General features: G+C 35.2%; 20 protein-coding genes and 1 pseudogene. 16 read left to right on the top strand and 5 right to left on the bottom strand.

Features of this window, described 5'->3' with window-relative positions; all coding sequences use genetic code 11:
• The 5 genes from Q0410_RS03185 to rsmA all read left to right on the top strand — a co-directional run.
• The coding region (locus Q0410_RS03185) for a hypothetical protein (protein ID WP_299032759.1) at positions 1 to 183 on the top strand (183 nt) is incomplete at its 5' end.
• A gap of 137 nt (positions 184 to 320) precedes the next feature.
• Complete coding sequence (metG, locus tag Q0410_RS03180) at positions 321 to 2,267, top strand: methionine--tRNA ligase (protein WP_299032758.1); 1,947 nt, start codon at positions 321 to 323, stop codon at positions 2,265 to 2,267.
• A complete protein-coding gene (locus tag Q0410_RS03175; RefSeq protein WP_299032755.1) occupies positions 2,267 to 3,022 on the top strand; it encodes a TatD family hydrolase in 756 nt (251 codons plus the stop codon). The genes metG and Q0410_RS03175 overlap by 1 nt, the downstream gene beginning before the upstream one ends.
• Positions 3,019 to 3,549, top strand: a complete 531-nt coding sequence (gene rnmV / locus Q0410_RS03170) for a ribonuclease M5 (protein ID WP_299032753.1) — start codon at positions 3,019 to 3,021, stop codon at positions 3,547 to 3,549. Before Q0410_RS03175 ends, rnmV begins: the two co-directional genes overlap by 4 nt.
• Positions 3,546 to 4,388 (top strand): 16S rRNA (adenine(1518)-N(6)/adenine(1519)-N(6))-dimethyltransferase RsmA, encoded by an 843-nt coding sequence (gene rsmA, locus Q0410_RS03165; RefSeq protein WP_299032751.1) that lies wholly within the window; start codon positions 3,546 to 3,548, stop codon positions 4,386 to 4,388. The genes rnmV and rsmA overlap by 4 nt, the downstream gene beginning before the upstream one ends.
• On the opposite strand, the gene Q0410_RS03160 is transcribed toward rsmA, so the two are convergent.
• The gene (locus Q0410_RS03160; RefSeq protein ID WP_299032749.1) at positions 4,374 to 4,667 is read right to left on the bottom strand and encodes a hypothetical protein; all 294 of its coding nucleotides are present in this window, start codon (positions 4,665 to 4,667) and stop codon (positions 4,374 to 4,376) included. The genes rsmA and Q0410_RS03160 overlap by 15 nt on opposite strands.
• A 133-nt stretch (positions 4,668 to 4,800) precedes the next feature.
• Here Q0410_RS03160 and Q0410_RS03155 point away from each other — a divergent pair, with 133 nt between their 5' ends.
• Positions 4,801 to 5,028, top strand: coding sequence for a glutaredoxin family protein (locus Q0410_RS03155; RefSeq protein WP_299032747.1), 228 nt, complete (start codon positions 4,801 to 4,803; stop codon positions 5,026 to 5,028).
• 38 nt (positions 5,029 to 5,066) lie between these two features.
• Here Q0410_RS03155 and Q0410_RS03150 read toward each other — a convergent pair whose 3' ends face one another.
• Together Q0410_RS03150 and Q0410_RS03145 are read right to left on the bottom strand one after the other, a co-directional pair.
• Positions 5,067 to 7,070 carry a DUF2971 domain-containing protein gene (locus Q0410_RS03150; RefSeq protein ID WP_299032745.1) on the bottom strand — a complete coding sequence of 668 codons (2,004 nt, stop codon included), beginning with the start codon at positions 7,068 to 7,070 and terminating at the stop codon, positions 5,067 to 5,069.
• A 201-nt stretch (positions 7,071 to 7,271) separates the two neighbouring features.
• Complete coding sequence (locus tag Q0410_RS03145; RefSeq protein WP_299032744.1) at positions 7,272 to 8,114, bottom strand: hypothetical protein; 843 nt, start codon at positions 8,112 to 8,114, stop codon at positions 7,272 to 7,274.
• A 142-nt stretch (positions 8,115 to 8,256) separates the two neighbouring features.
• Here Q0410_RS03145 and ilvA point away from each other — a divergent pair, with 142 nt between their 5' ends.
• The 8 genes from ilvA to Q0410_RS03105 all read left to right on the top strand — a co-directional run bounded on the left by ilvA (position 8,257) and on the right by Q0410_RS03105 (position 17,436).
• Complete coding sequence (gene ilvA / locus Q0410_RS03140; RefSeq protein WP_299032743.1) at positions 8,257 to 9,441, top strand: threonine ammonia-lyase; 1,185 nt, start codon at positions 8,257 to 8,259, stop codon at positions 9,439 to 9,441.
• Positions 9,441 to 10,868 carry a UDP-N-acetylmuramoyl-L-alanyl-D-glutamate--2,6-diaminopimelate ligase gene (locus Q0410_RS03135; RefSeq protein WP_299032742.1) on the top strand — a complete coding sequence of 476 codons (1,428 nt, stop codon included), beginning with the start codon at positions 9,441 to 9,443 and terminating at the stop codon, positions 10,866 to 10,868. The genes ilvA and Q0410_RS03135 overlap by 1 nt, the downstream gene beginning before the upstream one ends.
• On the top strand, positions 10,865 to 12,088 hold the full coding sequence (locus tag Q0410_RS03130; RefSeq protein ID WP_299032741.1) for an aminoacetone oxidase family FAD-binding enzyme: 1,224 nt from the start codon (positions 10,865 to 10,867) through the stop codon (positions 12,086 to 12,088). Before Q0410_RS03135 ends, Q0410_RS03130 begins: the two co-directional genes overlap by 4 nt.
• Positions 12,072 to 13,364, top strand: a complete 1,293-nt coding sequence (locus Q0410_RS03125) for an NAD(P)H-dependent oxidoreductase (RefSeq protein ID WP_299032740.1) — start codon at positions 12,072 to 12,074, stop codon at positions 13,362 to 13,364. Before Q0410_RS03130 ends, Q0410_RS03125 begins: the two co-directional genes overlap by 17 nt.
• 129 nt (positions 13,365 to 13,493) lie before the next feature.
• Positions 13,494 to 14,432 (top strand): ABC transporter ATP-binding protein, encoded by a 939-nt coding sequence (locus tag Q0410_RS03120; RefSeq protein ID WP_299032739.1) that lies wholly within the window; start codon positions 13,494 to 13,496, stop codon positions 14,430 to 14,432.
• 1 nt (position 14,433) lies between these two features.
• The gene (locus Q0410_RS03115) at positions 14,434 to 15,531 is read left to right on the top strand and encodes an ABC transporter permease (protein WP_299032738.1); all 1,098 of its coding nucleotides are present in this window, start codon (positions 14,434 to 14,436) and stop codon (positions 15,529 to 15,531) included.
• Entirely contained in the window at positions 15,518 to 16,630 is a 1,113-nt protein-coding gene (locus tag Q0410_RS03110; RefSeq protein WP_299032737.1) for an ABC transporter permease, read from the top strand. Before Q0410_RS03115 ends, Q0410_RS03110 begins: the two co-directional genes overlap by 14 nt.
• Positions 16,631 to 16,698: 68 nt before the next feature.
• The gene (locus tag Q0410_RS03105; protein ID WP_299032736.1) at positions 16,699 to 17,436 is read left to right on the top strand and encodes an alpha/beta hydrolase; all 738 of its coding nucleotides are present in this window, start codon (positions 16,699 to 16,701) and stop codon (positions 17,434 to 17,436) included.
• 41 nt (positions 17,437 to 17,477) lie between these two features.
• Here Q0410_RS03105 and lepB read toward each other — a convergent pair.
• Positions 17,478 to 17,960, bottom strand: a pseudogene (gene lepB / locus Q0410_RS03100) (signal peptidase I).
• Between the two features lie 261 nt (positions 17,961 to 18,221).
• Complete coding sequence (locus Q0410_RS03095; protein ID WP_299032735.1) at positions 18,222 to 19,403, bottom strand: NAD(P)/FAD-dependent oxidoreductase; 1,182 nt, start codon at positions 19,401 to 19,403, stop codon at positions 18,222 to 18,224.
• A gap of 99 nt (positions 19,404 to 19,502) precedes the next feature.
• Here Q0410_RS03095 and Q0410_RS03090 point away from each other — a divergent pair, with 99 nt between their 5' ends.
• Both Q0410_RS03090 and Q0410_RS03085 read left to right on the top strand, forming a co-directional pair.
• Complete coding sequence (locus Q0410_RS03090) at positions 19,503 to 20,000, top strand: GNAT family N-acetyltransferase (protein ID WP_299032734.1); 498 nt, start codon at positions 19,503 to 19,505, stop codon at positions 19,998 to 20,000.
• Complete coding sequence (locus Q0410_RS03085) at positions 19,997 to 22,555, top strand: ATP-dependent DNA helicase (protein ID WP_299032733.1); 2,559 nt, start codon at positions 19,997 to 19,999, stop codon at positions 22,553 to 22,555. Before Q0410_RS03090 ends, Q0410_RS03085 begins: the two co-directional genes overlap by 4 nt.
• Positions 22,556 to 22,589 lie beyond the last annotated feature (34 nt).

Raw genomic sequence — 22,589 nt, 5'->3', positions numbered from 1 at the left:
GATACTGGTATTAGCGAAAGAGCAAGATTTATTGCTTTGGATAAAGATAAGTGGACTTATGAAATCCTTTATTATAAAGGAAGTATACGAAAAAATGTCATAGAAGATATAAGAAGAAAGGGCTATGATATTGAAACTAGTGTTAAAAAGCTTTCCAATATATACCTTCACTTGCTTAAATAAATTTATCCTTAAAAAATAAATATTGTATTTCTAAAATGAGTTTGGCCTTGGCTGGACTCTTCTTTTTATGGCAAATTTCGATTTTTGAGAGCTTTTGAAGTATGATAAAAGGAGAATTATTTTTAGGAGATGACTAAATGACTGAGAGAAAACCTTACTATATAACAACACCGATTTATTATCCAAACTCCAATTTACATATAGGTAATACCTATACTTCAATAATTGCGGATGTTTTAAAAAGATATAAGACCCTTTTAGGCTACGATGCCTACCTTGTTACAGGTACTGATGAGCATGGTCAAAAGATTATGGAATCTGCCCACGCCCGCGGCAAGGAGCCTCAAGAATTTGTAGATAAAATTGCAGCTGAAACCATAAAACTTTGGGAAAAACTTGATATCAACTACGATACCTTTATAAGATCAACTGAAAAAGGACACGAAAAAGATGTAGTAGATATTTTTAATAAACTTTACGAGCAAGGTGATATTTATAAGGGTGAATACAAGGGATATTACTGCACTCCTTGTGAAACTTTTTGGACTGAAAGTCAGCTTGAAAACGGCAAATGTCCTGATTGTGGGAGAGATGTAGAATACCAAGAAGAAGAAACTTACTTCTTTAGATTATCCAAATATGCAGATAAACTCAAAGAATTATTCAAAGATCATCCAGAATTCTTAGAGCCTGCCTTTAGACAAAAGGAAATGCTAAATAACTTTATCAACAAAGGACTTTCTGACCTTTCTGTAACCAGGACTTCCTTTGATTGGGGAGTTGATGTGCCATTTGATAACAAACACGTAGTCTACGTATGGATAGATGCCTTATCTTGCTACCTTTCAGCTATTGGTTACGGAGATGATGAGGAAAAATTCAATAAATACTGGCCTGCGTCAGTTCACTTAATAGGTAAGGATATTGTGAGATTCCATACTATTATTTGGCCTGCCCTTCTTATGGCCCTTGATCTTCCACTTCCAGAGAAAGTTTTTGCTCACGGTTGGATTTTGTTTGAAAATGACAAGATGAGTAAGTCAAAAGGCAATATCATGTATCCAGAGCCACTTGTAGAGCTTTATGGCAACGACGCCCTTAAATACTTCATGCTTAGGGAATTTAACTTTGGTTCTGACGGAGACTTTTCATCAAAGAAATTTATGGAAAGATATAACTCAGACCTAGTAAATGACCTTGGAAACCTTGTTTCAAGAACAACATCTATGATTAGCAAATATAACGGTGGAGTCGTTGAAAAAGGAGATGAAGAAGGCGAATTTGATGATGAATTAATAGCCCTAGCCAAGGAAACTTATCCGAGATTTAATAAATTAATGGATGAGTTTAAGTTTAACGATGCCCTTGAGACAATTTGGAAATTAATCCGTAGGGCAAATAAATATGTAGACGAAACTGAACCATGGATCTTAGGTCGTGATGAAGAAAATCTTCCAAGACTAAATAGGGTTTTATATAACCTTGCAGAAACACTAAGGATTGTAGCCCAACTAATAGAGCCAACCATGAAGGATACTACAAAAATAATCCTTGAAAAACTTGGTACAGACAACAAGGGCTTTGAATCTGCTAAGGAATTTGGACTACTAGAAGAAGGTGCCAAAGTATCTAAAGGTAAAAACCTCTTTGACAGGTTAGATGTAGAAGAAGAACTTGTAAAACTTCACGATAAAAACAACGCCCTTATCCAAGCTAGACTTGCAGATAAAAAAGAAGAATCAGCAGAAGAAAATTCTAAGCCAGAAATTTCTTACGAAGATTTCACAAAATTAGAACTAGTTGTAGGAAAAATCATCGAAGCAGAAGACCATCCAAATGCTGATAAATTACTAGTTTTTAAGGTTGATATAGGAAGTGAAACTAGAACAATAGTATCAGGCATTAAAAAATGGTACAAGCCAGAAGATTTAGTTGGCAAAAATGTAATAGTTGTTAAAAACCTAGCCCCAAGAAAGATGCGTGGAATTGAGTCCCAAGGTATGCTTCTTGCAGCAGACTTTGAAGATGAACTTACAATGGTATCAACCCTATCCGACATCAAGCCAGGAAGCGTGGTTTCTTAATGAAATTAATTGATTCACACGCCCATTTAACAAGCGAAGAATTTAATGAAGACAGGCTCTTTATCCTAAGAGACCTGTCTAATTTCTCTATAGAAGCGGTAGTTAATCCTGGAGTAAACCTTGAAAATTCTAGAGAAAATATTAAACTTGCCAAAGAATTTGATAATTTCTATGCCCAAGTAGGCATCCATCCATCAGATGTTAATGAAATGGAAGAGGGAGACCTCGCTGAGATAGAAAAACTAGCTGTAGATGCGGTTGCAATCGGAGAAATTGGACTAGATTATTACTGGACAACAGAAACCAAGGACTTACAGAAAAAAGTCTTTATTGCTCAACTTGATATGGCAAGACGACTTGATAAACCTGTTGTAATCCATAACAGGGAAGCGACAAAAGACATCATGGATATATTAAAAGATTATAAGGACCTTAAGGTTCAAATCCACTGTTTTTCAACTGATGAAAAAACTCTAAAAATCTTTATGGATTGGGGTTTTTATATTTCTCTAGGTGGAGTTGTGACCTATGGCAACGGGCTAAATGAAAAACAGGCCGCAGCCCTTGTTCCAATTGAAAGACTCATGCTTGAGACAGATAGCCCATATCTTACCCCAGATCCTTATAGGGGAATGAGAAATGACCCTAGAAAGATTATAGAGGTGGCAAGGAAGATTGCGGAAATTAGGGGAATGAAACTATCAAAGGTTGCCAAGTGGACAGGTAAGAACGCCAGGGAGTTTTTTGGCCTATGATAAAAGAGACAATAGTAGTAGAAGGAAAAGATGATATAGCCAATGTCAAAAGAGCAGTAGACTGCGAAATGATAGCGACAAATGGCCTTGGTTTTGGCGAAGAGCTTATAAATCGACTTATAAAAATAAATGAGAGATGTGGGATAATAATCCTTACAGATCCTGATTATGCAGGCAAAAGAATCAGGGCAAGACTTGCCCGCCACATCCCAACTGCAAAGCACGCCTATATTGACAGAAAAAAAGCTATCAAAAAAGGAGATTTGGGAGTTGAAAACGCAGAGCCAGAGGTAATTATAGACGCCCTAAAAAGAGCCAAGGCAGAAGAAACTAGTCGTAGGGAAGAATTTACCATGGCAGATCTTGTAAAAAATGGCCTATCAATTGGTGATGGTTCTAGAGAAAGAAGGGCTAAACTTGGCGAATTGTTAGGGATTGGCTATTATAATTCCAAGGGACTTTTAGCCAAGCTGAATTCCTTTGGGGTAAGCCGAGAAGAATTTGAAAGGGCGGTTGAAAGTTTATGAGAAAATTATATTCACCAAGAGTGGTAAAAGAGATAATAGACCTCTACGGTTTTAGGTTTTCCAAATCTTTGGGCCAAAACTTTTTGATTGATAAAAATTTTGTAGATAAAATTGTTGATGGGGCTGATATTGCCGGCAAAAACGTAATTGAAGTGGGACCTGGGATTGGGACAATCTCCTATGAAATGGCAAAAACTTGCAAAAAGCTTGTTCTAATAGAAGTTGATTCGAGCTTAATTCCAATTTTAGAAGAAAATATGTCCAACTTTGAAAATGTAACAATCATCCACCAAGACATACTAAAAACTGATCTAAAAGAAATCCAGGATAAGTATTTTGGTGGCGAGTCCTTTGAATTTGTGTCAAATCTTCCATACTATATAACAACCCCAATTATAGAAAAAATCTTTGAAGAAGATTTAGACTGCCGCTCAATGACCATTATGGTCCAAAAAGAGGTGGCTGACAGGATGCTTGCCACAGAAAAAGACAAGGACTATTCTTCATTGTCATTATTTGTAAAATACTATTCTGAGGCGAAGCTTCTTACCAAGGTACCAAAATCAGTCTTTATGCCCCAACCAAAAATAGATTCGGCTGTCCTAAGGCTTGATTTGAGGATTTATGATGAAGAAGTGAACAAGGAAAAATTATTTGCCCTAGTTAAGGCAGGTTTTTTAAAAAGACGTAAAACCATCTTAAATTCTTTGTCTAGTGTGGCAGAAAAAGATGATCTCAAAAAAGTCTTTGAAACTTTGGGCCTTAAGGAAAATCTCAGGGCAGAAAATCTTTCCCTTGATGATTATATAAAAATTGCTAACGAGCTAGAAAATTGTTAGGCTGGAAGAGTCATAGAGGTTTTGGTCTATGATTTCTTCTAGGCTTTTTTCTTTGATTTTTATTTTATCTAGGGAAGTAAGAAGGCTTTCTACGTCGTAAAAATCAGCAAGGAAAGTATCTGTAAACTCGTCTTTATGGTTGGTAGAAAAATACCAGCTAGCTTTATGGTTTTCATTTTGGCAATTATTTATAGAACAGAAAATCCCGCCAAAATCAAATTCGATTTCATGGCCTATTTCTAATAGGTCTTTTAAATATTGGTAGGTAAAATTATCCATATTTGCTCCCTTACTTTTATTTTTTATATTTTGGGGTATATATAAAACCTAGGGCCAAAGGCCTTAAAATTATTATATATTATTTATTAAATTTGGGTATATATAATATAGAGAACATAGAAAGAGGTTTATTATGCACGATATTACAATTTATACATCAAACACTTGCGTATTTTGCAAGGCAGCTAAACAATATTTTAAGGAAAATGACATCGAATACACAGAAAAAAACATCGATAAAGATAAGGAAGCAGTAAACTACCTTATAGAAAAGGGCTATAGGGGTGTACCTGTTATTAATATCGATGGAGAAGACATAGTTGGCTTTGATAAAAAAGTTATCGAAGAAAAACTCAAATAAAAATTGACCTGCACTAGCAGGTCTTTTTATTTGCGGATTTATCTGTATTTAATCTTAGAATTTACTGTTTCTATATCTTTTCCTAGGCAGTATTTGATATAAGGAACGAGATAGTCCTTGTCTATGGCCTTAGGTCCAAAGATTAGCCTTTGGTATTCAAGATCGTAGTCGGTTAGGTAGGTACCTAAAAATGGTAAAGGGAAGTTTGGATTGTGGTATTTTATTTCCTTAAAATGCCCACGACTGCTATCCTCATCAAGGTCTACAACTATCCTGTATTCGCCCTCATAGGCATAAGAATCTTTTTTGAAATAATAAGAAATCTTATCTAGTTTTAAAAAGATTTCATTATTAAAAGATCTTAAAAGTTCACTTTTATCATTTACATCCTTTCCATAGGATTTTACAATCTTGGCTAGGTAGGCCTTATAGTCAAATTTTAATTTTTCTAAGAGGCCGTTTATTTCATCAGATTTTTGGTTGTAGTTAATGGCCTTATCTCCAATGTAGAAGACCCTTACAAGTTTGATTTTTCTATCATTTATAATTGATTTTATAAACTCTTTGGAAAACTCTAGGAATACCCCTTTGGTATCGTCTGCGTACTGCTTCCACATAGGAAGACTATCTGCCATACTAGATGCTGAAAGGAGGTAGATTTTGTTGTTAACGTAGTTATTTAAGCTTATATAATCTTCGTTGCCATCGTTTAGGTACTCAAAAAGTGCCTTGCCTTCCATGGGGTCATTTAGCATCCTGGCGTTTGTTAGTCTTAGCTTATTTCTATAAATAGCTGCTACTTCTTCCATGTCATCATCAATTAGGTAGCCCAGGCTATCTAGGGAGGTGTAATGGCCGATAGATAATCTGTTTTTATCGTCTTTTAGTTTTTCGTAGTCAGAAGGTTTAACTGTTAAAAGGTTGATTAGCTCTTTTATATCATAGGAAATAGCTTCTTCGCAGCTTCTTAGACTATCTTCTTTTTGGGCTAAGTTTTTATAGAAATTATTTAGCTTTTCAAATATATTTAGGCTGTCCTTAAATTCATATTCAAGAGGGGACAGATAAGCCTTATAAAAGTCTTTATCCTTGGCATTTGGGTTATATTCAATTTTTCCAAGTTCTTCTAGGGCCTTATTTATAAATTCATAGATTATATTTATTTCTGGGTCTTTTTTTATTTTTTTGTTTATTGATGATAAGATTTTAAAAATCTCGTCAGTTTTAGAAAAATCATTTAAAACATTGGAAATCTTTAAAAAAGATAGGTTAAAACCATCAAATTCCCTGAGCAGGGAGTCTTTGATGATGGTGTAATAGCCCATGTTTTTGCCTGTAAAGTAGGAACTTTTCTTTAATATCAAATCGTTTAGGTCTTTTAGGATTTTTTTAGTCTTTTCTTCACCTAAAAATTTTAGCATATTTAAGTAATAGGAAGGACTTGAAAATACAGTGATATAAGACTTGAGGGCCTTGGTATTTTCGCTATTTATAGAAATGAATCCGTCTTTTTCCCTGTAGTCTTCCTTTAAAAGGTCATAGGCCTTGTATTTTAATTCTTTTATCTCACCTGTATCCTTAAAAGATTCTTCTTCCTTGTAGAGCTTTAGGTCTCCAAGGTAAATTTTTTCTTTTAAATCCTCTCCGCTAAGGTAGCTTACATGAAATTTTGTCTTAAACTTGTAGTCTATATCCCTGCTTAATCCCAAAAATAGGTTGTCTTTATAGGCTAGATCTAAAAGCTTATTGGGTTTATCTTCGTAAAAATTATAAGTTATATCATTTATTAGATTTTTATCTTCTATTATCAACTGAGCCTTGCCTATAAAGGATATAAATTCGTTGATTTTAAAGATAGCTATAGTATCAAGATTCTTAAAAAACCTAGCCCTAAGAGTGGGCTCTTTTAGAAGTTTTTTCAAAAAATCTTCGTCATAGGCATAGGTTTTAGCTATGAGTATTTCCTTATTTATTTTATTTTCTTTTATATATGCTGGGTCGTCCTTTAAAAGGTCAATTAGGATTTTTTCTATATTTTCCATCTCTGCTCCATTCTTTAGATTACTATACTTAAATAAAAGCTCATTAAAAAGGGGATGTTGCAGAATGAATAAATCGTCCCAATATCATCATGAGAACCTCTCGTGAAGTTTCACCTCCTTGAGCCGGCGGGCTAAACATGAAACTTTGAGAGAGAACCTCATGATGATGGGACGATAATTATTCACAATTTGCAACAGCCCCTAGTAAAGGTCTATTGATTGGATATTGCCATTTAGGGCGTTTAGCCTTAGGGTATAACCGTCACTTGTTTTTATATAGTAGGTTTTTATAGGAGATGTTTTATTTGATGGATCTTCCGTAATTTCATCAGCAAAGTTCTTTTTAATATCGTAAAGGGAATCTTCTAATTTTATACCATGAACTTCAAAGTCCCTGTTGTTATTTATGAGGGAGGCAGAAAGTTCTTTTATAGGCTCAGTTTCAATAGTGTTTTTATCTGTGTTAAGGTCATAGTAGGCTTCTAGGAGGTAAAATTCCCTGTAAACTTCGTTATTAATTCCATCTGTAAACCAGGTTGGCTTAGGTTCAAAGGATTCACCAGCTCTAGAAATTGTAGCTACAAGTCTATCATCTTTCTCCTTTAGGGAATAGTCAAAATCATTTTTACTAAAATCAGCTAGGCTTACAGGAAATTTGTAAAGCTCACCTTCTATGATAAAAGAAGAATCTTTTTTAAACTTGGTTGAGTAGCCCTTATCTGGGGCAGAGGTCACGTAGGGATTTTCTATTGGAGCTAGGGCTTTTTCTGTTGTTAGTAAAATCGGATAGGCAAAGGCCATCACTAGGTTTAAGATACCAAGAAGGAGAATTCTTTCTCCAAAATTTTTATTTACTCCATCTACTAGGGAGGTGATGGCGCCTATTGTGCCAAGGATAGCACAAAGTATACAGGCAAACTTAAGGGGTCTGTCAAAGCCTAAAAAATCTATATAAGAATACCTAAAGATAAAACAAAGGCAAAGGACTAGTAGACCAATAATTAATGTTCCTTGATAAATTTTTTTATTGTCAAAATACTTCATTTCTTTTTCCTCTTAATTTCTGAAATCTTCACTTTATTTTACACTTTTCTTAAAAAAATTACAAATCCGTGTTATAATTAAAATAGATAACTAGGTTTATAAATATTCTACTTAAATTTGTACTTAATAAAAAGGGGGACATATGTTTGATTTTAAAAAAGCAAAAGAAAGAGTTGACGAAGTAATAAATCCAACCCATTTAATTTATTCAGAGATTTTTTCTGATTCATCTAATAATAACGTATACATAAAACCAGAAAACCTTCAAAAAACTGGTTCTTTTAAGCTAAGAGGAGCCTACAACAAGTTGTCCAAATTAGACAAGGAAGCAGCAGATAAGGGAATTATTACAGCTTCTGCTGGCAACCACGCCCAGGGTGTAGCTTTTTCTGCCCAAAAACTAGGCATGAAGGCAGTAATTTGTATGCCAGAGCACACTCCAATGATCAAGGTAGACGGTACCTTAAAATACGGAGCTGAGGTAGTTTTATACGGGGCAAGCTTTGATGAATGCAAAGAGCACGCCCTGAAACTTGCTGAAGAAAAAGGCTATACCTTCATACCTCCATTTGATGACCTAGATGTTATAGAAGGTCAAGGCACAATCGGTCTTGAGATAGTAGAAGAACTTAAATACGTAGACTACGTCCTAGTGCCAGTTGGAGGTGGCGGACTTATTTCAGGTGTGGCCAAGTGCCTAAAACAAATTTCACCACTTATAAAAGTAATAGGTGTAGAACCATATTCTGCTAGAAGTATGAAAGAAGCAGTAAAACAAGGTCATATAGTAACCCTTGATGGAGTTGATACCATAGCAGACGGTACAGCTGTAGCTACAGTTGGTAAGGCAAACTATGAGATTTCTAAGGATAATGTAGATGATTGGATAACAGTAACAGACGAAGAAATCCTTATGTCCTTTATAAAATTAATGGAAAAACATAAGCTAATAGCAGAACCATCAGGTATACTTCCACTAGCAGCCCTAGATAAACTTAATTTCTTCAATAAAAACGTTGTCTGCCTAGTATCTGGTGGTAATATAGACATGTCTTTTATTTCTCAACTAATTGACAGGGGACTTTACGAAACAGGAAGAATTACCAGAATTGAGGTAGAATTACCAAATATACCAGGCAAACTCCAAGGACTTCTTACAGAGATTGCCCAAACCAAGGCCAACGTAATATCAATTGAGCACGATGGCTTTAAGACAGCAAGCAGGTTTAAAAATATAAACGTGGAATTAACACTTGAGACAAATGGAAATGACCACGTAAGGAAAATTAGAGAAGTAATAGCAAAGAAGGGATATATCATACATTGATGAAACTAAGCGACTTAGTTAGAGAAACTAAATATTTAGAAATAAAGCATGGAGAAAATTTTGACCTTAAGGGAGTAACAAATAATTCTCTTAAGGTTTTAGAAAACTTTATTTTTGTAGCAGTTAAAGGATCAATTTTTGATGGCCATAAGTATATTGATGAAGCTATAAATAAGGGAGCAAGGGCTATCATCCACTCAGAAGATGTTGAGTTTAGAGAAGGTATAACCTACCTAAAAGTTACAGATCCTAGAGAAGCCTTGGCAGAAGTTTCAAACCTTATAACAGGCTACCCATCAGAGAAACTCACTGTTATAGGCGTAACAGGCACCAACGGCAAAACTACTACATCTAAGCTGATAGCCTACCTCATAGAAAAGGTATTTGGACCTTGTGCCAATATCGGCACTGATGGGGCAAATATTGGTGGAGAGATAATTGAAACATCAAATACAACCCCAGATATAACTGAAATTAATCGCATATTAGAAATGTGCCTTAAAAAGGGCATCAAATACGTGACTCTAGAGGCATCTAGTCACGGTCTTTACCAAAAAAGGTTGGATGGTGTTCACTTTAAGATTGGTATCTTAAATAATCTATCAACTGAACACCTTGACTACCACAAGACTATGGAAGAATATTTTAAAGCCAAAATGATTCTTTTTGAAAACTCTGACCTTACTCTAGCAAATCTTGACGATCCATGGGGAGAAAAGGCCGTGAAGCTTTTTGAAAACACCCTCACCTTTGGAAGAAATGAGAGGGCCAATATTATAGCGACTGATATTTCTAAAAGTGCTAAGGGCATTTCCTTTAAAATAGATGGGGTAGACTTTTTCATAAAAACCATAGCAGACTTTGAAGTAAATAACTATCTAGCGGCAATCTCTACCCTAAAGGCTATGGGAGCAAGCCTAACTGAGTTAAGCGAAGTAATAAGTGATTTTCCAGGGGTGGGATCAAGGTTTGAATATATAGAAAATGACAAGGACCTAAATATAATTGTAGACTTTGCTCACACACCAAGGGCCTTTGAAGAAATTTTTAAAACCCTACCAAAGGATAAGAAAAAAATTGCAGTCTTTGGTATCCAGGGCGATAGGAATCAAGAATTTAGAAAACTTATAGGAAAGACAGTTTCAGACTATGGGATTTATGCGGTTATTACTACCGATGACCCGAAATTTGATACTTATGAAAATATTTCAAAAGATATAGTAGCTGGTATGGAAGATAATTATAGCGCCTACACCCTTATAAAAGATAGGAAGGATGCTATAGAAGCAGCCCTAAAAATGGCTGAGCCTGACGATTATGTCCTTTTTATGGGTAAGGGTGAGGAAGACTTCATAAAACTTAATGGCAACGAAAAAACTCCTTGGAATGAAAAAGGGGCCATAAGAGAGATTTTAGGGAAATTATGAAAACTGTATTAATTGGTGGGGGCGTTGCTGGTCTATTTTTTGCCAACCTCTATGAAGATGACCTTATAATTATAGAAAAAAACGACCAAGCAGGTAGAAAGCTCCTTGCCACTGGTAATGGCAGGTGTAATTTTACGAACCTAGACTTATCTCTTGATAACTACCATTCTTTGGGAGGGGATTTTTATAGAAAAGCCCTAGAAAAATATGACAATAGGGATTTGATAAATTTCCTAAATGATTTAGGGATTTTAACTACATCCCTGCCATCAGGTAGGTGCTATCCACAGACCTTAAGCGCTAAGACAATCAGGGATATCTTGTATTTAAACGCTAGGGGTAAGTTTCTTTTTGAAAGCGAAGTAAAAGATATTGATTTTAAAAATAGGCTAGTAATCACAGAAAAGTCCAAGATTTACTTTGATAGACTTATAATAGGCACAGGAGGAATTACCCTTCCTGGATCTGGATCAGATGGCAAGATTCTTGAAATCCTAAAATCTCACCACAAGATAACAAGGCTTACTTATGGGATAACAAATTACAAGGCAAAAAATCCTCTTTCAAAAAAAGCCAAGGGGGTGAGGGTAAACGCTAAGGCCAGCCTTTTTGTAGACGGCAAATTTATTAAATCATCAACAGATGATGTTATTTTTCAGCCCTACGGCCTTACGGGGACATCCATTCTCGACCTTTCAAATGACATTTCCTATGCTCTTTGGGATAAAAAAGAAATATGGATTTCCCTTGATCTATTAGGAGCTTACTCAGAAAAAGTTCTAGAAAAAATTATTAAAAATTTAAGCAAAAAAGACCCAAACAAAACCATAGAAGAGATTTTGATGGGATTTTTAAACGCAAAACTTATTAAAGATATCCTAAAAAGGGTAAAATTAAAGGGTAAGATAAAGGCGGGGGATATGACTGATAAGGAGATTACAAATCTTATCAGGACTATCAAGGATTTAAGGTTTGAAATAATAGCTATAAATGATGAGGAAAATGCCCAGGTTACTCTTGGTGGTATTGACACTGACTTTGTAGATCCAGTAACTTTTGAATCTAAAATCATCCCAAATCTTTACTTCATAGGCGAAGTCCTAGATGTGGACGGAGCTTGTGGAGGTTATAATATCCAGTGGGCCTACTCATCTGCCAAGGCGTGTGCCAAGGGTCTACTTTATAATAATAGAGAGGAAATCAATGTTAAAAATAAATAGAAAGTTAAGAGAAATGAGAGATAATGGGGAAAGCATCAAGCTTGCAATCATTGGTTGCGGCAAGATGGGAGCCTCCCTTATCAGCCAACTATCGAAACTTGACGCTATGGAAGTAAAACTAGTTGTAGATAGAAATCCTAGAAAGGCCATCAAAGCCCTAACTAAGGCTGGTATTTCTGAAGATAAGATAATTTTTACAGATGATTATAATGAAGGCTACGAAGTCCTAGAAAAAGGCTATGTAGCCGTATCTACCAACTATAGACTTTCCTATAAATTACTTCAGATAAATGCAGTGGTAGACTGCACAGGAAACCCACCTTTTGGGGCAGTAATAGCCAGAAAAACCATCCAATACCACAAGCACATGATAAGCTTCAATGTGGAATGTGACGCTACAGTAGGACCTGTTCTTCATGACATGGCCAAAAAAGCAGGTGTAGTTTATACAGGTATCCTAGGCGATGAGCCAGGAGCTATAATGGAACTTGTGGATAACGCATATGGCATGGGACTTGAGGTCTTAGTAGCTGGCAAGGGAAAAAATAATCCCCTTAATAATTATGCTACAAATGAAGACTTGGAAGAAGAGGCCAAATCTAAAAAACTATCCCCAAGGATGCTTACAAGTTTTGTAGACGGTACAAATACCATGATGGAGCTAAATTCAGTATGCAATGCCCTAGGATTTTTGCCAGATACCCTTGGTTGCCACGGAATTGCTACAAGTCCTGATAGGGCAGTAGAAGACTTTAAGCTAAAAAGAGATGGGGGAGTTTTAAACTCTTATAGAGTGGTAGAATTTTCACCAGGCATGGCACCAGGAGTCTTCATAATAGTAACAAGCGATCAGGAAGATGTAAGAGACTTGATGAAGTTTTTAGGTTTTGGAGATGGTCCAAACTACCTATTATATAGGCCATACCACCTAACCAGCCTTGAAGCTCCTATTACAATCTTTAATGCAGTTGTAGAAAACGAACCAACCATAGCTCCAATCCACGGCCAGGTAGCAGATACAGTAGCTATTGCCAAAAGAGATATAAAAAAGGGAGAAAAACTAGAGGGGATAGGTTCAAATACAGTTTTTGGTAAACTTACAAGCCACGATAGGTCTATAAAAGAAGGCCTCCTTCCAATGGGACTTATAACACCAAAAACAGAAGCAATCGTTGATATTCCAAAAGACACAGTAATAGATATGTCCATGGTAAAAATAGATGAAAAAGCAACCATTACTAGACTAAGAAGAAGACAAAACTCAATGAAACTATAAATCATAACCGCAGGCAAGTTAGTCTGTGGTTTTTTTACATAAATTTTACATGTATTTTACGAATTGTATAATAATTTTATATAAAATATTATTAAGAATAAGGTAAATTGCTAAAGACCGGGAGGTTTTATGGAAAATTTGATTGAAGTAAGAGGCCTTGTAAAAAAGTACAAAGAACTAATAGCTGTCGATAAGCTTGACCTAGATGTTAAAAAGGGTAGGATTTTAGGACTTTTAGGACCCAATGGATCAGGTAAATCTACTACAATTAACTGTATACTAAGTCTTCTTAAAAAAGATGGGGGCAGTGTAAAAATCTATGGCAAGGAAATGAGCCCTGATGCCTATGATATAAAAGAGAAGATTGGTGTAGTTTTCCAAGAGGTAGGAGTCTATGACGAGCTAAATGTCTATGAAAATATAGATTATTTTTGCGGACTTTATATCAGGGATAAAAAGGAAAGAGAAAAGCTAATCCAAAGGACATTAGACCTTGTTGGCCTAAATGATTTTGTAAAATTCAAACCCAAAAAACTTTCGGGTGGTCTTTTGCGAAGACTAAATATAGCATGTGGCATAGCTCACAGACCTGAGATAATAATCCTTGATGAGCCAACTGTAGCAGTAGATCCCCAATCAAGAAACAATATCTTAGAAGGTATTAAAAAACTAAACCAAGAAGGATCTACCATAATCTACACCTCCCACTACATGGAAGAGGTTGATTATTTGTGCGATGACATTGTTATAATTGATAAGGGCAGGGTAATTGCAAAGGGGACATCAAACGAGCTAAGGGAGATGATCCAAGTTAATGAAAAAATTTCCTTTGTAGCTGATAATCTCTCTGACCAGCTGATTAATAAACTTAAAAACATGGACCATATTATAGATTTTTCTTATAAGGACGATACCTGCAAGATGACTTTTTCAAAAAGTGACGAGAATCTTTTAAGCCTTGTAGAAATACTCACAGAATCAAAGGTAGAATATAGGTCGATAAATGTTGAAAAGCCGAGCTTAAATGACGTGTTTTTAGAGCTCACGGGCAAGGATCTGAGGGACTAGTATGTTTTTGCATTCTTTTAAAAATACCTTCAAATATTTGCTCAGAGAAAAAGCCATGGTCTTCTGGGCCCTGTTTTTTCCGATTATCCTAGGCGTCCTTTTCAAACTCGCCTTTGGAGGAATAACTGATAGCAACAAGTTTGAGGCAATCAATATTGCTGTAAGCGAATCTGCGATGACAGATCAAAATTTTAAAAGCTTCCTAGATGCTATGGAAGAAGGGGATTATTTCAAAATCACAAAAGCTGAGAACAAAGAAATTCTTGATACAAATTCTGATATAAGGGCCTTTATAGAAGAGAAAGATAAGGTCTTTACCAAAAAATCTGGTATTGAAGAAACCATCGTAGAGACAGTTTTAAATGACTATCTACAAAAATCGGAGATGATTACAAGGATAATGGAAGAAAATCCTCAGACAGACATTACAAAGCTTTTGGATGTTAAAGACTATATTAAAGATGAGTCTAGGACCAATATGGATCCAATAAATACTTTTTTCTACACCCTTGTGGGTATGACTACAATCTATGGCTATATGTGGGGGCTTTATGTAATATACCAATACGAGGCGAATTTGTCTGTAAATGCAAAGAGAAATGTAATCGCTCCAATCAAAAAATCTGTAAGCCTTTTAGCATCTATCCTTGCTTCTTGGATAATAAATTTCGTCATAACCCTTATCTTTATCTTCTATCTAGATAAGGTTTTGGGAGTAGAATTTGGCGGAAAAATGCCGCTTTTAGTCCTCTTATCCTTGGTATCTTCTCTAGCAGGAGTTGGGCTTGGAATACTTATTGGCGTATCAAATAAGAAAACACTCGAATTTAAGATAAATCTAGGCATTGCTATTTCTATGCTAATGAGTTTTTTATCAGGCATGATGATTTCAAGTATTAAGGTAATAATCCAGGAAAAAGCTCCGATTTTAGGAAAAATCAACCCTGTATCAGTAGTCACAGATGCCATTTATTCCCTATACTATTACGAGTCTACAGCTAGGTTTTATCAAAATATTGGGCTTTTAATAATAATTAGCCTGGTTTTTTTCCTAGTAAGTTTGTTTTTTATGAGAGGTAAGGAATATGAGAGTCTTTAAAAATTATTTTAAAATAGTAAAAGGCCATAAATTTGCTATTATCTTATACACTCTGATTTTCCTATCCATAATTTCATTTTCGACTAAATCAGCTAGTGATAATAACTCATATACAAATATAAGGCCAAATATCTATATTAGAGACGAGTCAAATACCGATTTATCAAAGGCTCTCCATGATTATTTGGAAAAGAAAGCGGTAATTAAGGAAATGGATGAAGACCTAGTTGAAGATAAGCTTTTTTATCAGATGATAAGCGCGGCTCTTATAATTCCAAAAGATTTTGATCAAAGTAGGAAGGTAGACTTCAAAGGGGCACCTGACGATATGTACGGCATGGCTATAAAAGAGCATGTAAACCAATACCTAAACCAGGTTAATTCTTATGAACTAGCTGGTTTTGACATTAAAAATGCTATAAAATTTGCTAATGAAGATTTGGAAAAAGAGATAGATGTTGGGATAAAAAATGAAAAAAATCTTGGAAATGAAGATAAGTCAATATTTTATTTCAATTTTATCAACTACCTAATCCTAGCCCAGGTTCTCCTAGTCGTATCAACAATAGTAAGTGTATACAAGAAAAAGACTATAGTAATGAGAAACGCAGCAAGTCCAATGCCAAAATACAAGCAAAACCTAGAACTAATTTTTGGCCACGTCCTTACCGGGCTAATAGTTTGGGCTTTATATATTTTGTTGTTTGTAATCCTCTACAAATATGATTTTAGCAAGTCTCCAACCAATCTTATGATGGTAAACTCATTGGTTTTCACAGTTAGTGTAGTAACCATGGCAGTATTTATCTCAAGCCTAATTTCAAATGAAAATACAATTTCAGGAATTATGCAAGTAGTATCACTAGGATCATCATTTTTGTGCGGAGCCTTTGTACCCCAAGCCCTCTTATCAAAGACAGCCCTCACTCTGGGAAAAATTTTCCCATCATATTATTACATCAGAAACAACGAAATGCTTCTAGAAAATCCTAGTTTTGTTACAATCCTACCAAACATTGGAGTAATGCTTGCATTTTCTATAGGTTTCGTACTTATAAGCTTGTTAATGAAGACAAAAACAAATGATAAAATCTCATAAAAAATTCCTCGCCTTTGTACGAGGGATTTTTTTGGGTAGATATATATGTAGTACAGAGGAGGGGTAAAATGGTTGATAAGAATAAGATTTATTCAAAGTATTTAAAAAGAGATGTGACCTACACTTATATTGAGGATAAGGATTCGGATTTGTTTTTGTATTTTTTTGATGGGGCAAACCTATATGATAAAGAGGAATCCTTTATTGGTGAGGTTTGGGCCCTTGATAAGGCGATAGAGACAATTGGTCTTAGAGCAAATTTTGTTGGCATCTACTGTGCTGAGGGTGAGGAAGGTAGGGCAAGAACTAATGAATATTCTCCCTTTGAGAAATTTACAAATAGAGAAGCTCGTGAAAAACTTTATCCTAAGGGGATTTTGACTGGCAAATTTATTATTGAAGAGCTAATCCCTCTTGTAGAAAAGAATAGAAAAGCCTCATCAAGGCTTATTGGTGGCTCCTCCATGGGTGGGGTTATGAGCCTTTATATGGGAAGCACATATCCTGATTATTTTGATAAGATCCTTGCAATGTCAACCCATTTTATCCTAGAACCTGTCGGAATGGGTGAGATTTTAAAAAAGTATTATCACAAAAACAAGCAAAGAATCTACCTAGATACCGGCACAAAAGAATTTGATGATGAGATAATCCAAAAATCTTATGTATCTTTGTCACAAATGGCCTATGGTTTTTTAAAAGATAGGATGGATATAAAATATGTGATTGATGAGGGTGGACGTCATAACGAAAAATACTGGCAAAAAAGACTTCCAGCCGCTTTAAGATATTTATATAAGCTATAAAAAAGAGCTAGACCTAGTCGGTTTAGCTCTTAATTTTAATTTTAGTTTAGTTTTTTTATTTGATCAAAGGGCCAGATTCTTAAAAATGCCTTGCCTAGGAAATTAGTTTGGTGGACTGGGCCGAATTTTCTTGAATCATTTGATTTTGGCCTATTATCGCCCACCATGAAGTACTCATCATGACCTAGGAACCACTGATTTTGGCTCTCACTTTCAGTAAAAGTTCCTGTAGTATAGTAGGGTTCATCAAGTTCATTACCATTTATATAAAAATTCCCATCCCTAAGCTCGACATCATCTCCTGGCATGCCTATTATTCTTTTAACGTAGAGTTTTTCTTAGATTGGGCTATGAAAGATTATCACATCTCCACGTTTATAATTGTGGGTGATATTTTTTGAGATTTTTTCAACCACAACTAGGTCGTCGGTAAAAAGGGTATTTTCCATGGAGGAACCTGAGATGAGGGTCAGGTCTAAGATGAAAAATTTGATAAAAAATGTAATCAAAAGGGCGACGGCTATGGTCTTGACTCAGTCTAAGATTTCTTTTAATATTTTTTTGATTTTTGATTCTGTCATATTTTTTAATTAACACTTATATTTTTAATTATAGAATGTTAATTTTCCTCCATTTTATTTTTAATTAAATAACTAATTAAAGTAATTATAGCATATACTTTATCTTGTTGCAAAAATATATATCTATAAATTTGTTATTAGTAGGAGGGGATTATTTTTAATACAAGATAAAAAGCCAGCACCATTTGGTACTGACTTTTGTTTTTATAGGTTAAATATCTCCTTGCCTAGTTTGGTTTCTTTTGGATCTACTCCTTCGAAGACGATTTTTTTGACGTCCATTTGGTATTTAATGTCGCCCCAAAGGATGCCACCTACAAATTTATCTCCATTTTTAAAGAGTTTGTAGATTTTTTCGCCGTCTTCTTTTTTGACTTCTTCTATGCCTTCGCCTGAGTTTTGTCCTGCTGAAAATAGCTTAACATTGCCTAATATAAGGGTAGAAAATGGCTTAGGTTGCTCGTAGAGTTTGTTGGCGCCTGTCATATTAGCACCTGCAATTTTACCCATTTCCATAGAGGCTGTCCATAGACCTATGGTGAAGTTTTCTATTTGGGCAACGTCACCTGCTGCGTAGATGTCCTCGTTTTCTACTTGTAGGTTTTCTCCTACGAGTATACCCCTGTCTGTTTTAAGACCTGAGTCTTGGGCGAGTTTCGTATTTGCCCTAACTCCTGCCTGAACCATGATAGCATCAGCTTCTAATTCCGTGCCGTCACTTAGTTTAAGTCCGCATACGGCCCCGTCTTTTACTAGGATTTCTTCGTTAAATTTCCCGGTTAAAGTTTCCATGCCCATGTCATTTAGGGATTTTTCTAATTTTTGTGAAAGGTCCTTATCAAGCTGTCTTGGAAGGAGGTAATCAAAGGCTTCTACAATTGTAATATCAAGGCCTAGCTTAGAAATTGAGCTTGCTGCCTCAAGACCTAAAATACCACCACCGATGATTATAATCTTATCCTTGCCAGATAGGTAGTTTTTAAATCCTTTAAGGTCTTCGGCACTTCTTATAGCAAAAACACCTTCTGCATCAGAATTTTTGATTGGTGGGATAAAGGCATGGGCACCTGTTGCTATTAAAAGCTTGCCATATTCGAATTCTTCTCCGTCTTCTCCTATGACTTTTTTAGCTTCAGTATCAATTTTTTCTATGTGGGTATTAAGTTTTTCTTCTATATTTTTATCCTTATACCAGCTATCTTTTTTTACAAGGATTTCTTCATCAGTATAGTCCTTGGCAATTAGCTCTGATAGACGAGTCCTCCAATAGGTGTGGCCCTTTTCATCAGAGATAATTAAAATTGATCCATTTTCATCATTTTTTCTTATTTCTTCAGCCGCTGATAGGCCGCTAATTCCATTTCCTATAATTAAATAATCGTACATATATTATCCTTTCTGTCTATTGCTTAACAATATTATATCACTTTGGCTAGGTCCAAACAATCTTCAAGGTCTCTTTCTTTATTAAGGTATAATAGATATATGAGAAAAGCAGAGATAAAGGACATAAATAAAATTGTAAATATTATAGAAGATGCAAAATGTGGCCTGAAGGCAGATGATATTGACCAGTGGCAAATAGAATCTATGGATGAAAATTTTTTGAAAGGGCAAATCGAATCTGGGAAAGCCTACCTTTATGAAGAAGGTGAGATTTTAGCCTATGGATTTTTATCAGATGAGAAAGAAGCAGCCTACAAAGTTTGGGAAGGAGACTTTGAAGGGGATAGACCTCTTACTATCCATACCTTTGCAGTAGATTCTAAGATGAAGAAACGTGGGATTGCCTTAAAATTTTTTATTGATATCATAAAGTTTGCAGAAGAAAATCATTTTGATAGTCTAAGAATTGATACCCATGAGGATAATTTCAAGATGAGGGGGCTTATAAATAAGTTAGGATTTAAAAAGATTGGAGAAATTTATATAGATGAAGAGGGGACAAAAAAGCCGAGAATTTGCTATGAGAGATATTTATGATAAATGAAAGTCAAAGGATAATTGTTGAAAGGGCCAAGACGCCAGCGGCAGTAATAGCAGGACCTGGGACGGGAAAGACTTATACAATTGTAAAAAAAGTTATTTCCCTAATAAAAAATGAGAGTCTTAGTCCAAATAGGATCCTAATTACAACCTTTACCAAAAAGGCTGCGAGAGAACTTCAAACTAGGATAATTTCAGAATTTAATAGGCAAGGGATAAAAACTGAGCTTAAGGATATGATGATTGGAAACTTTCACTCCCTAGCCCTTGATTTTTTAGAAAAATATCCATCACTTGATAGGCCTTTTTTAGACGCTAAGGTCATTGACCAGGTGGTAGAAGGCTACTTAATAGAAGAAAACCTCGAATCTTATAAGAGTATAGAGGGTTATGAAAAATATATAACCTACAACCACGCCAAGGAAATAAAGGGGATTTATGAAGAGATTACCAATAAGCTACTAGATGTGGAGGCTCTTCTAGCTTCGGATGATCCTAGGGAAGTTTTTGCAGGTAAAATTTTTACAAGCCACGAAAAGCTCCTTAAAGAAAAAAATCTTATAAATTTCCAGATGATTTTAAGAGACTTTTATAAAGTTTTAAAAGACCCTGTCTTGGGAGAAGAAATTAGGTCTGGGATTGATTTTGTAATTGTAGATGAATACCAAGATACAAACTATATTCAGCAGGAGATAGCCTTTAACCTGGTTAGAGATAAGGAAATAATGGTCTTTGGAGATGATGACCAGTCTCTTTACTCTTTTAGGGGAGCAGATCCAAGAAATCTCACTGAATTTTCTGATAAGTTTTTTAAAGCTAAGGGACATAAGGCCTTTACCTATAAGCTTGATATAAACTATAGGTCAAACCAGGTTATAATTGATAAGTCACTCAAATGGCTTGATAACAAAGATTATGGAGTGACAAAAAAGAGCTTAAGGTCTGTTGATAGGGATAAAAACCCCAACACCATAGTAAGGGCCAGGGCTTATGAATATAAAAATCTAACAACAATACTAAGGATTTTAAAACAGGATATAAACCTAGGTCAGATTGCCTTTTTATTTCCATCCTTAAACCATGCCTATGTTTCAAAACTCCAATCCTGTTTTGAAAAAGCGGGAATTAGGGTTTTAAATAAAAAATCTTCCCAGTTTTTTAAGAGAGATGAGATTAGGGGCTTTATATATCTAATCATGAAAATCGGCGAGATTAAAACCTATTATGAAGACCCATCAACAATTTACGGAACTTTTGGCAAAAACAAGGCCAAGTACAAAAATTATTTGTATTACCTAGATAAAGATGAGACCTTGAAAGAAGACCTAGATCTTCAAAAATTCATTGAAGACGAAAAAGAAAGTCCCCTTCTAATCACAAACTTGCTTTATAAGGCCATGGGTTTGGACTATTTTAGAAAATTTCTAATAATGGATGAAAAAGACCTAGATGGGGCTAGGGTTTTGGGAAATATATCGACTATTATAAATTTAGCCAAGGACTTTGATGAAATTTTTATAAATAAAAACTTAAAAGACCATTACAAAGATTTTGTAAACTCTTATTTACAATACCTCTTTGTATCAAGGAGTATAGAGGAATATGCTAATATAGATAGCCATAAGGACGCCGTAAACTTTATGACCATCCACCAGGCCAAGGGACTTGAGTTTGAGGTTGTCTTTATATCGGGGCTTTATGACTCTCCAAAACCATCAAAGCCTAAGTTTTTAGAAAAAAGAGATCCCAATGATTTTTCCTATGTAAAAGATTTTTATAGGAAGTACTACACGGGTTTTACCAGGGCAAAAAACCTCCTAGTACTTTTAGATAATAGTGAAGATTACAAGCTAAATAACTTTTCAGAATCTTTCCCAAGGTCATCAGCTATTAAAAGCCTGGCCTTTGCGAGGGATGAGGAGAAAAAAGAAAAGTTAACCTTAGCCTACACCACAGACATAGAAGTCTTTAAGACCTGCTCTTTAAAATATAGGTTTATGAGAAAATTAGACTTTAAAACCCTAAAAACCCCAGCCCTAAGCTTCGGTACCAACACCCACAAGCTTAGCGAATATATCAGCCTAAGGCCAGATGATATAGGTTCTTTAAAAGAATTTTTAGAAAAAAACCCCGCCTACAAAAAGCCCCTAGAAAATTTCATAAATAGAGATTTTCAAATAAAAGGAATCGAGACAAATTATAAGCTCGATAGGAATTTCTATATCCTCCAGGGTAAGGTCGACCTAAGCCTTGCTGATGGGTCCATAGTAGATATAAAAACAGGCTCCTACAATAAAGAGCTCATAGAAGGCTACAAGGGCCAGCTAATGACCTATAGACAGCTAATCCTGGGAAATAAGCACGAGCTAAATAAAATGTTTCTATATTTTATAGAAGAAGATAGGCTAATAGAAATAAGCCCAACAGACTTTGATATAAATGAGATAGATAAGATAGCCAGGATGATAGATAGGAATATCGGCTACAGGAGAACCGATGATACAAGGGCTTGCAAGTATTGCCAGATGAGATATTTCTGCAAGAGAAATTGAAAGATATCTACTATGTAATACAATATAGGTAGGT

This window comes from uncultured Anaerococcus sp. (assembly GCF_937934665.1).
In the GTDB taxonomy this organism is placed as follows: Bacteria; Bacillota; Clostridia; order Tissierellales; family Peptoniphilaceae; genus Anaerococcus.
Note: the sequence above shows the minus strand (reverse complement) of the source record. Positions and strands in the feature narration are given on the sequence as shown.